10 protein-coding genes are annotated in these 11,670 nt (G+C 51.7%); all 10 read right to left on the bottom strand.

Translation table 11 applies throughout. The annotated features are described in order from the left end of the window. Positions 1-105: 105 nt before the first annotated feature. Positions 106-1,113 carry a beta-methylgalactoside transporter gene (locus tag DXA87_RS11600; protein ID WP_117469409.1) on the bottom strand — a complete coding sequence of 336 codons (1,008 nt, stop codon included), beginning with the start codon at positions 1,111-1,113 and terminating at the stop codon, positions 106-108. A gap of 19 nt (positions 1,114-1,132) precedes the next feature. Next, positions 1,133-2,665 (bottom strand): sugar ABC transporter ATP-binding protein, encoded by a 1,533-nt coding sequence (locus DXA87_RS11605; RefSeq protein ID WP_117469408.1) that lies wholly within the window; start codon positions 2,663-2,665, stop codon positions 1,133-1,135. Positions 2,666-2,774: 109 nt separating this feature from the next. Next, positions 2,775-3,902 carry a galactose ABC transporter substrate-binding protein gene (locus DXA87_RS11610; protein WP_117469407.1) on the bottom strand — a complete coding sequence of 376 codons (1,128 nt, stop codon included), beginning with the start codon at positions 3,900-3,902 and terminating at the stop codon, positions 2,775-2,777. 235 nt (positions 3,903-4,137) lie between these two features. Beyond that, positions 4,138-5,145, bottom strand: a complete 1,008-nt coding sequence (locus tag DXA87_RS11615; protein ID WP_117504497.1) for a galactose ABC transporter substrate-binding protein — start codon at positions 5,143-5,145, stop codon at positions 4,138-4,140. Between the two features lie 13 nt (positions 5,146-5,158). Continuing rightward, complete coding sequence (locus DXA87_RS11620; protein ID WP_117469405.1) at positions 5,159-6,130, bottom strand: substrate-binding domain-containing protein; 972 nt, start codon at positions 6,128-6,130, stop codon at positions 5,159-5,161. Further along, positions 6,120-7,919 carry a sensor histidine kinase gene (locus tag DXA87_RS11625; protein WP_117504499.1) on the bottom strand — a complete coding sequence of 600 codons (1,800 nt, stop codon included), beginning with the start codon at positions 7,917-7,919 and terminating at the stop codon, positions 6,120-6,122. The genes DXA87_RS11620 and DXA87_RS11625 overlap by 11 nt, the downstream gene beginning before the upstream one ends. A 20-nt stretch (positions 7,920-7,939) precedes the next feature. Then, complete coding sequence (locus DXA87_RS11630) at positions 7,940-9,580, bottom strand: response regulator (protein WP_117504500.1); 1,641 nt, start codon at positions 9,578-9,580, stop codon at positions 7,940-7,942. A gap of 16 nt (positions 9,581-9,596) precedes the next feature. Beyond that, positions 9,597-9,767, bottom strand: a complete 171-nt coding sequence (locus DXA87_RS17990) for a hypothetical protein (RefSeq protein WP_199537928.1) — start codon at positions 9,765-9,767, stop codon at positions 9,597-9,599. A gap of 107 nt (positions 9,768-9,874) precedes the next feature. Further along, complete coding sequence (locus DXA87_RS11635) at positions 9,875-10,234, bottom strand: GGDEF domain-containing protein (RefSeq protein ID WP_117504502.1); 360 nt, start codon at positions 10,232-10,234, stop codon at positions 9,875-9,877. Between the two features lie 553 nt (positions 10,235-10,787). After that, positions 10,788-11,666, bottom strand: a complete 879-nt coding sequence (locus tag DXA87_RS11645) for an MBL fold metallo-hydrolase (protein WP_117483282.1) — start codon at positions 11,664-11,666, stop codon at positions 10,788-10,790. Positions 11,667-11,670 lie beyond the last annotated feature (4 nt).

An 11,670-nucleotide genomic window follows, 5' to 3' on the forward strand; every position in this document is an offset into this window, starting at 1 on the left:
AGCTTTCTTTCCATGAGGCAGGCTGCTAAAACCCACAGTGCACAAAAACGGGCGTTGGAACTCGTCCTCCGCCCGTTTTTTAACTGTACCGAAACAGTCAGTCTATTACTTCTTTGCAATGTACTTTCTGATATCGAGAGCGATCGCAACTACGATAACGATACCCTGTGCGATGTACTGGTAGTTTGTATCAACACCAAGGTACTGTAAGCAGGTCTTTAAGATCTCGAATACAAGAACACCGATAAGAACACCAGAGATACGTCCGATACCACCGTTTACGGATACACCGCCGATGGTGCAGGCTGCGATCGCCTCAAGCTCCCAGCCCTGACCCATGTTGACGGAGGAACCACCGGATTTTGCGCCTACAAGGAAACCGCCCAGTGCGTAGAGCGCTGCTGCTGTCATGTAGATGATGATCTTTGTCTTCTTTGTGTTTACACCGGAAACCTCTGCGGACTGCTCGTTGCCGCCGATCGCATACATATACTTTCCATGAGGAGTCATGTTATAGATGAACCACATAACAAGACCAACCGCAAGGGCGATCAGGAACAGGAACGGGATCGCGCCAAAGAGTTTTCCTTTTGCTACTGCTGTGTATGCGTTATGATAACCACCGATCGGAGTCGCGTTTGTGTAAACAAGGCAGACACCGTAAACGATAAGCTGCATACCAAGTGTTCCGATGAAGGCCGGAACCTGTAAGTAGGAAATTACGATGCCATTGATGAAACCAAAGATACAGCAAATTGCCACACAGATCAGAAGAACCGCGAGAACCCATAAGCCCCAGGCATTTCCGAAATCCGGAAGGTTCTGGAAGAACTTGCCGCTGTAATCCGGCTTCTGAAGTAAGGTACCTGCTAAGCAGGCAGAAAGACCAACCATACGTCCTGCGGAAAGGTCTGTACCTTTTGTAATTAAACATCCGGATACACCGCAGGCGATGATGAATCGCGGAGCTACGTTTAATGCGATGTTGATTAAGTTGCCGCGTGAAAAGAATGTAGGCTGCTTGATCGCAGTAAATACTGCAAGTAATAAAAGAACGACGATGATTCCATTATTGATAAGGAAATCTTTTGCACTTACTTTTTTCGCTGTCATGACTGAACCTCCCTGTAATCTACTTGTTTTCCTTGCCGCTTAAAGTGAATTTTGTGGCAAAGGACATGATCTTCTCCTGAGTTGCGTCTTCTCCTTCCACCTCACCGGTGATGTGACCGTTGCACATTACGATGATTCGGTTGGACATACCGATCAACTCCGGCATTTCCGACGAGATCATAATGATGGATTTGCCCTGTTTTACGAGATCGATCATGATCTGATAAATCTCGTATTTGGCTCCGACGTCGATACCACGGGTCGGCTCATCCATGATCAGGATATCAGGATTGTTTGCAAGCCATCTTGCGATAATTACTTTCTGCTGGTTGCCACCGGAGAGAGACTGGATCAGCGTCTTTCCGCTCGGTGTCTTGATCTTTAATTTCGCAATGCTGTCCTTTACGACCGCATCGACTTCTTTTTTGTTGATCTTACCCATATGGGTGTAATTCTTGTAGGAAGCGATCGCAGTATTGTCATCGATGCTCAGGCATCCGAAGATACCGTTTCCGCGTCGATCCTCTGTGATCATTCCGACGGAGCTGTTGATCGCATCCTGCGGTCTCTTGATGTGAGTCTCTTTTCCGAGGATCTCCACGGTACCGCTCTCAATGTGGCGCATTCCAAAGATCGCTTCCATAAGCTCGGTTCTCTGCGCTCCTACCAGTCCGCCAAAGCCCAGGATCTCACCTTTCTTTAATTCAAAAGAGCAGTCCTTGAAGGAATTCGGCAGAATACTTGTCAGGTGGCTGACCTTTAAGACCGTCTCATCCGTCCGGTAATCATCCTTCGGCGGATAGACGTTATTTAATTCACGTCCAACCATCTGTTTTACGATCTCCTCATCGGAGATATCCTCGATCGCCCAGGTTCCAACGTATGTACCGTCGCGCATGATCGTGATATCGTCGGAGATCTGGCGGATCTCAGCCATCTTGTGGCTGATATATATCATAGAAACACCTCTGGATTTCAAGTCTCTGATGATCCGGAATAATGCTTCTACCTCGTTATCAGTCAGTGAGGAGGTCGGCTCATCCAGAATTACAAGGTTTGCACTCTGGCTGACCGCTTTTGCGATCTCTACTGACTGCATCTGTCCGATTGATAATGTGCCGAGTTTTGCTTTCGGGTCAAAATCCATCTTGACATCCCGAAGCCATTTCTCAGCTTCTTTGTTCATCGTCGCATGATCAACGACCTTGACCGGTCCGTAGTTTTTCATCGGATACCGTCCAAGATACATATTCTCAGCGATGGAGCGCTCCGGAATTGGCTGAAGCTCCTGATGAACCATGGCAAGTCCTTTTTTCAGCGCGTCATCCGGGTTTGCGATCTCCGTCTTGACGCCGTCGATATAGACCTCGCCTTCATCCATTTTATAGATTCCGAAAAGACATTTCATCAGTGTCGATTTTCCGGCACCGTTCTCTCCCATCAGTGCGTGGACCGTTCCGGGGCGAACCCGTAAGTTAACTCCGTCAAGCGCTTTTACGCCCGGGAAAGTTTTTTTGACTCCTCTCATTTCGAGTCTGTACTGTTCTGCCATCCCAAAACTCCTTTCAGTTACACTCCCCCGCATTTCCGGGTGGCATATTTTAATCAACGAACCGGATGTGTTAGACAACACACCCGGTTCTCATTTGTTACAGTATCAATTACTTTAACATATCAAGGATTTCCTGAGCGTTATCCTGAGTAACCTTCTCGTAGTTAACCATGTTGACTGCGTCAACTTTCTCACCGCTTAAGAACTTAACAGCGATATCGCTTGCTGCCTGAGCCTGTGCGAAGTGGTTGTTGAATACAGTACCTGTCTGCTTGCCGTCGATTACGTTCTGAACAGCCTCTGTCAGAGCGTCAACGCCTACAAGGTAGATATCCTCGTTAACTTTACGTCCTGCTGCTTCGATTGCCTGTAATGCACCAAGTGCCATTGCATCGTTGTTGCAGAAGATTACTTCGATCTTGTCGCCGTACTGGTTTAAAGCGTCCTGTGCGATCTGCTGAGCCCTAGCCTGATCCCAGTCACCACGCTGTTTTAAGAGCTCCTCAACTTCCATTCCTGCGTCTGTAAGAGCCTTAACAGAGAACTCTGTTCTGTACTGAGCATCTACGTTCTCCGGGTCACCCTGGATCATGATGTAGGAAACTTTGCCGTCGCCGTTGATATCGCCCTTGTTTGCAGTCTCAAGGATCTCTTCGCCCTGGTATGTACCGGACTGTCTTGCGTCACAGCCTACGTATGTAGCGTTAAGACCTTCAGATTCCCATCTCTCTTCTTCTGCTGCGTCCGGCTCACGGTTGATGTAAACAACCGGGATACCAGCTTCTTTACACATATCTGTGATCTCCGGTGCGGAAGAAGCCTGTACAAGGTTTAAGATCAGAACGTCATATTTCTGTGTGATGAAGTTCTGGATCTGGTTTGTCTGCTCTGCCTGATCGCCCTTACCATCCTGAACGACTACGTTCTCAGCCTTGAATCCAAGGTCCTCTGTTAAGTAGCGAACTAACTCTGTTCTGTAAAGAGTCATGAAGTTATCATCGAACTTGTAGATGCTGATGCCGACTTTCTTGTCTGCTACATCTGTGGTTGCTGCTGCGGCTGCAGCTGTTGTTGCAGCTTCTTTTGCTGCCTCGGTAGCTGCTGCTGTTGTCTCTTTTGCTGCCTCAGTAGCTGCTGCTGTTGTTGCTGTTGTGGAAGAGCTTCCTCCGCATCCTGCTAAAGACAGGGCCATCATGGAAGCCAGTGCCATTGCTGTTACTTTCTTTGTCATTCTCATGTTTTGAATCCTCCCATTCAAAAAATAATTTTGACCGTTTAGGCATTTTTCCTTAACGATGAATTCATTATAGCCTGCCTTTGTGCATTTTTCCATACTATTTTTTATGATAAATTATTAAAATTCTTTGATTCCTGTAAAAAAACCACAATTTTTTGTCATATCATGGCAGAAATCAGCTTAAATATAACAGTACAGGCATGCGCGAGGCGGCGCATGCCTGTAAAAAATGATGTCAGTTAGCAATGATATGCTGGGGACACCAGAAATATTTTTCCTGGGTCACCTCTTTTCCCATTGCGAGCTCCTCCGCCGTATCGAAGATTCTCTTCGCGTAGATATCCTTGCTGGACTCAACCGTCCCAAAGAGTTTTCCCTCGCGGAACGCCTCCTGACCGGCCGGTGTCCCGTCGATCCCGACAAGCTTGATCGTCCCGGCGACGATCCCCGCCCGCTCGATGGCATCAATCGCACCAATAGCCATGTCATCATTGTTGCAGAGCACAAGCTCGATTTTATTCCCATAATCCGAAAGCCACTGTTCCATGAGGGCGGAGGCCTGGTTTCTCTCCCAGTTTGCGATCCCGCCTGTGATCTTCTCAATCGGAACACCGCCGTCCTTCAGAGTCTCGATGGACCACTCCGTGCGGATCAGGGAATCCTGGTGGTTCGTCTCCCCCTCAAGGAGGACATAAGAAACAACCCCGTCCCCGTTCCGGTCAAGGGTTGACGGATTCTTCTGGTAGGCGTCCACGAGGATCTGCCCCTCCAGCACCGCGGACTCCTTTGCGTCCGCCCCTACATAGTACAGTTTCTCCCAGCGGTTCATGTCCTCCGCGACCGGCTCCCGGTTGAAAAAGACAATGGGAATATCCGACTCCATGGCCTGATCGATCACGCCGGACGCGGCGGAACGGTCCACCATATTGACGCAGAGCACGTCGCAGCCAAGGTCGATCATGCGCTCCACCTGGCTGTTCTGCGTGAGCTGATTTCTCTTCGCATCCCGGACATCCAGCGTCACGCGGACCCCGGTCTCTTTTTCATATTCCTTCGCCGCCTGCTCCATGGAATTCCGGAGAGTGCCAATGAACGTGTCATCCCCGCGGTATAACAGGACACCGATCCGCAGGGACGTCTTTTTTTCCTCATGCCCTCCGGTCTTTTTCGCGTACAGCCAGGCGCTTCCCCCGAGAAGCGCCGTCGCCGCAATGGCAAGGATCAGAACATTTCCCTTTTTCATACCTGCCTCCCCCCTATTCCATCGGATATAGCATCTTTTCGAAAATCCCACTCCTTAAGATCTCCCCGTCGATATACTCCGGTGTCAATGTGATCCGTTTTTCCTTCCACTCTCCCCCGGCTGCCTGAACCGCCTTTTCAACACTTAAATACCCCTCGTCGAACCGGTTCCATGCCATCAGACCCTTGACGATCCCCCGGTCGAGCTGGTTTAAGAGCGCCGTCGTGCTCCCGATCCCGTAAAGGGCCGTCACATGCTCCCGGTACACACTGCTGCCCTCCAGGATATCCGCAAGCTCGGATAAGGCACCAACATCCATGCCGACCGCCATAAAATCACCGCTCTCCGGATATACCGTTTCCTCGATAGCCTTGCGGTATGTGTCCTCTGACTTTTTCTCGATCAGACGTACGGTAAAACCGGCTGGGTCCAGCACAGAGCGGATCCCGTCATACGCGTCAAGGTTCCCCGTGTACGCCATTCCCTCGGAGAACAGGCATACCGGCACAGCCGGATCCTCGCTCTCCGCAATCTTCTCCCCAAGCGTCCGTCCCATCTCGTAGCGGTCCACAGAGATGGAGCACGCCACCGAGCTGTTGATCGCCGTGGAACCAAGAAAGATCACCGGACAGCCCGGTGAGATCTCATCGAGCTTCATGACCGCGAGATCCTCGCGGACCGGCGCAAGGATGATCGCATTCGCTCCGTCCTTTATTTCACGGACGATCAGTTCTTCCTGCTGTTCCTCATCATTTTCCGCGTACAGCGTGATGAAATTGACATCCGCCTGATACTTCTTCTCCGCCATATCCATGCCCGCGCGGAAGCTCCCATAATAGTTGTCATTCACGTTGTCTATGATGACGGAGATCCGGCAGATCTCCCTCTTTTTCTCCTTGATGATCAGATCCGTGGACGACAGCAGATAGAGCGCCACAAGGAGAAGGACGCCGGCACACCAGCTGATTTTTTCTCTATTTGACATGGATCTTTTCCCCCTCTGCAGTCTCAGCGTAAGGCACCGCCCGCATGTGGATCGTCACGACCGTCCCCTCATCGAGCTCGGATTCGATGGACAGACCGTATTCCTGTCCAAAATACAGCCGGATCCTCTCATTGACGTTCCGCACCCCGATCCCGGAGCCGCTTCCGGACTTCACATGCGGCTTATCCATGAACATGCCTTTCACCTGCTCCTTCGTCATCCCGAGTCCGTTGTCGGAAACCTTCATATAAAGATCCTCCCCGTCCCGGTACACCCGGATCCGGATCTCCCCATCACCGTCCATAAACTCCATTCCGTGATAGACCGCATTCTCCACGAGCGGCTGGAGGATCAGCTTCACGCTCGCGAGCTCCATGACATCCTCATCCGCCTCGATCTCATAAGTAAAACGGTTCTTAAACCGCATGTGCTGGATCATCAGATAGTTTCTCACATGTTCCAGCTCATCCCGAACGGGAATAATGCTCTTCCCACGGCTTAAGCTGATCCGGAAGAATCTGGCGAGCGCCGTCACGACCTTCACCGCGTCCGCCTGTTTCTCATTCTCGATCATCCAGACGATGATATCGAGGGTGTTGTAAAGGAAATGCGGGTTGATCTGCGACTGTAAGACATCAAATTCATTTTTCCGCTTGGATTCATGCTCCGCCACGATGTCATCCATCAGATGCCGGATCTGGGTCGTCATGTTCCGGATGGAGGTGCCGAGGTGACGGATCTCATAGGAACCGCCCACATAGACTTCCGTTTCCAGATTGCCCGCCTCGATCCCATTCACAGAACGCTCCAGTTTTTCGATCGGCGTCGTAATCCTCGTGGAAATGTATGCATTGATGACCGCGAGGATGAATACGACAAAGGCAACAATAAACACGATCAGGATCCTTGTCTTTAACGCGTTTAAGGATACGCCGCCTAGAGCCGCCGCCCCGACGATCTTCCAGCCGGTATACCCGACCGTCTTGACCGTCACGGCACGCCGCTTTCCTTTATATTCCTCCTGATGGATCCCGTCCCTGTATTCCGCTGCCACCTCAAGATTCTCATCCTCGAGCCCGGAGTAGATCAGCTGGGACTGCGGATGGTAGATCAGCTCCCCGTCCGCGCCGAGAAGATAGACATAGCCGCCGTTTCCCAGGGTGACACCGTCAAACAGCTGCTCCAGGCTGTCATAACGGATATCGATGAGGAGAACACCCTGCTCCGTGGACGCGCCCTCCGTGATCTCCACCGCGCGCGCCGCTGAGATCACCCAGCGGTACTGGTTCTCCCCTGCGTCGAACACCCGTTGGACATGCGGGACTGAGAAATGAAGATTCTCCGTCTTTTTCAACGCCGCCTCAAACCACGGTTCCGCTGCCGGATCTGCCCCCATCTTGAGTCTCGTGGCGGGAACGGCCTCCAAAAGCTCTCCGTCTCTGGAAAACAGGGCGATATTCTCCACATTATCCTTGTTATTGTCGTAGAGAAGCGTCATCTCCTTGTTGACGCTCTGATTCCTCAGGTCCGCATTTTTTACGATCCCGTAGTATGTGGTGTCCGAAAGCTTCATGATTCCGCGGAGCCATACATCCACAGACCGGTTCAGTTGGTCGATCAGGATCTGGTTCTCCTCCTGCATCGTATCCGACATCTGCTTTGACATCCGGCTGTACAGGGACAGCCCGATAAAGATGCTCGCCGCCAGGGCTGTCACCGTAAAGTAGACGAAGATCATATAGCGGATGCTGGTCCGTTTGAATAAGCTGCCCTCATTTTCCGGTTTCATACCTCTCTCCCCCGCCGGCCCTACGACCGGCTTCCTCTGAATTTCGTCGGTGAAACGCCGAATTTTTTCTTAAATACGTAGCTGAAATAATTCTGTTCCTGGTAGCCGACCTTTGCCGCGATCACATAGGTCTTGTCATCCGTCTTATTCAACAGCTCCACAGCCTTATTGAGACGCACATCCGTCAGGTAACCGATATAGGTCTGCCCCGTCGCTTTTTTGAACATCGTCGAAAAATAGGCGGGACTCATGTGCAGCGTCCGGCAGACCTGCTCCACAGACAAGTCCGGATCCTGGTAATTCTCCATGATATACCGCTTCGCGCGCTCCATGCTCTGGCGCGTCGTATTGTCACGCTCCTGGTCCATCGCCCCGTTGATCCCGAGTGCCGCCTCAAGAAGCCATTTTGAGAACTTCTCCCGGTTCATCACCTGCCGGATCATCATAAACGGGTCCGTCCCCATCCCGGTATCCCCAAAAAGCACTCCCATCTCCAGGTCGTACTGCTGGATGAGCTGGACCAGACAGTTCGCGGTGCTGAACATGTAGGTCTGGTACTGCCGCGCATGGACCTTCGCGTCAGACATCCTTCCGATGATCCCGGATACCACGGACCTTATCTTCTCCTCCGGACCGAATTTTACCGCCTGGATGAGGGCAGACTCGTCCTCCGCGGTAAACTGGAGCTTTCCGGTGTTCACCGGCTCCACATCGTTGATGTAGATCGTACTGCCGCTCCCGACAATTGCGCGGTAGCCCAGGGCATCGAGCGCTGACCGGAAGGACTCACAGATCAGCCCGAGCTCCGTCCGGCTGTGCCCGATCCCGATCGTTACCGGGATCATCAAGATCTTCCGGATCTCCTTGCAGATATCGCTTAAGATGTCGATCATGCTGGTCTGGGAGTTGTTCTCATCGATCGCCACGATCCCGGCGATCTCCGCGTCAGCCGCCCCGGAGAACGAGAACAGGGAGAATCTGCAGTACGGTTTCAGGTTCTCCTCAAGGATCTGCATCACAGAGATCGGGATCAGCTCCCGCTCCTCGTGGAGCGGAAGGATCAGCTCCCCGGACACTTCGGAAATTTCCGCTTTCACCGCAATGGAGATCCACTTTTTCGCTCCCGCAAGTGGGATATCGTACTGTTCCAGGCGGTCATTGACCGTTTTCCCGTCCATCTGGTGGCTCACAAGATCCTTTAGGAACTGCTCGCGCAGGATCGGCAGGCTGCGTCTGTAGTTTTCCCGCAGAAGGCTCACATCGCGCTTCTGCTCGATTTCCTCGTCGAGGCTCTCCTGGATCCTCCTCAGGATCGCCGTCAGCTCCTCCACATTCACAGGCTTTAAAATATACTCCGTCACATTCAGCTTGATCGCGCGCTTCGCATAATCGAAATCATCATATCCGGAAAAAATGACGATCTTCATCGATGGATACCTCTGGCGGATCTTCTCCGCAAGCGTCAGCCCGTCCATGTATGGCATCCGGATATCCGTGAGGACCACGTCCGGCTCTAAGGCTTCGATCTTCTCCAACGCGTCCTCCCCATTCTCCGCGTCCCCGACAACGGTAAATCCAACCGCCTGCCAGTCGATCTTGCGGATAATGCTCTTACGCACTTCCTCCTCGTCATCCACAAGGATAATTCTGTATAAGTCCATTTTCTGCTCCTATCTTTCAAAAGATCTGTTCCAGATGCTTCCGGATGACCGCCGTTTCCCCATTCTGACAGCCTGCCAGACCCGGAGTGCAGAGAAGAGGCATAACGGCTCCAAAGATTACAGAGCGCCTGCCCCCTCCTGTCCTTTTCTTTCTATTCAACGCAACAAGGTCCTGCATGTATTCCATCCTTTTCATCCGCCCCGGTCACCTTGCCTGTTTCCGTGCTTTTTTATTCGCATACATATTCGCGTCCGCGCGCGCTTTTGTGTCGGAAATGCTCTCCTGCTCCTCGATCAGGGCACTGCCGTATGAGGCACCTGGGAGCATATGCAGCGATTTTTCTGTTTTTCTATGATCCAGTAAAATTTCTCCCTGCAGTATTTTTCCTTCTCCGGTTTCCTGAACAGGACGCAGAACTCATCTCCGCCGATCCGGTAACAGTTTCCATAGCGGGAATACGCCTTTTTCAGACATTCCGCGATCACCTTCAGGCACTGGTCCCCCGCCTGATGACCGTATGTATCGTTGATGTACTTAAAATTGTCGAGGTCGAGGACGATCAGCATCTTATCCTCCGGCTGGAGGTTCAGTGTCCGGTTCAGATAGCTCTTCTGGCTTAAGAGTCCCGTCAATCCATCCAGCTGGTTCCACATTTCATTGCAGTAGAGGTAATAGAGCACTGAGATCAGGGTACTTTGCCATGATATTGACCGGGCGGAGTCTTACCGGAGTCCCATCCACGATCACGGTAACCAGCTCAAGGACCGAAATCACGCCGATCAAGATGAAGGTCAGCAGAAAAGTCCTTCTCTGTCTCGGAAACAGCGTTTCACTGAAATTGACGATCATACACATGAACCCAAGGACAAAACAATTGATAACCGTCAAAGAAAAAAATAGAGATCCGGCATATCAGGTTCCTCTCTTTCAGATACTAAACGGGCACGCCGCCTTCCGGCGGCAACGCTGTTACGTATAATTATACTGTGGAAGCATATAATCGTCAAGCCAGCCCTCCGGTAGGTTTGCGCGCCCTTTCCCGTCCCGGTCCAGCCTGAACTGTGGTTTTGCCTGTCCTCTTCGTTTTTTATTAAATATCATTATACTGCTTACTACTGTTTCTGGCAATGCTGCGGTCAGGTGTTTTTAAGACATTGGGCTGTAACGAAAAAGAGTGCGCATCTTTGGCACGTCAGTGCCTGTTTTCTAAAAGACATCCAGGTCCATTCCATTCACCACAGGACCTTCGTAACCGGCATTCCGTATCTCCTCAAGGATCGCCTCGTTTCTTCTCGCCATCTCGGCTCCCACATCCACCGTGTTGTCCTGGATCTCCATGTGATAGATCCGGTGGTATGTGACGAGAAGCTTTGGTCCTGCCTTCTTCGCGATCTCTGCAAGATCCACACTCAGGGTGTGAACCTCCCGATGGTATTTCTGCCACTTCGGTTCCCTCGCGGCAAGACCTGCCGTGTATTCTACTTCATGGAGAAGAATATCACAGCCCTTTGCCTTTTCCGCAACGATCTCAAGCGGCGCGGTATCCCCACTGATCACGATCACCCGGTCCGGCGTCGTAAATTTGAAGCCATAGCTCTCAAGCGTCCCATGGCTCACCGGGAAGGCTTCGACTGTCACACGGTCATCCCGGTAGATAACTCCGGAATTTATTTCCTGTGTTTCCACCCGGTATCCCACTTCATTTGCCTTTTCAAAACCGTTGATCCGGAAATCAATATCCACCTTGTAGGCCTTTAGCAAATGCTCTGTCATATCCCGGATCCCTTTCGGTCCAAATACCCGGAGTGGTTCTTTCCGCTCCAAGACCCATGGGGTAAAGATCAGGTCCGGGTATCCTGCCGTGTGATCCGTGTGCAGGTGTGTGCAGAACGCGGTCACCAGCCTGTCCGGGCGAAGCGCGTCGATCCCGTTCCGGTATGCCTTCGCCGCCTGGCGGACGACCCCCGGACCGAAATCAACGAGGTACGCCCGGTCGCCAACAACGACCGCAGAGGACGGACCGCTGGCATCCGGGCACGCGTTCGGCGTTCCGGTACCGAGAAGTACAAGTTTTGTCTCCATCATGATT

Source organism: Desulfotomaculum sp. OF05-3, from assembly GCF_003435535.1.
GTDB classification, from domain to species: domain Bacteria; phylum Bacillota; class Clostridia; order Lachnospirales; family Lachnospiraceae; genus Pilosibacter; species Pilosibacter fragilis.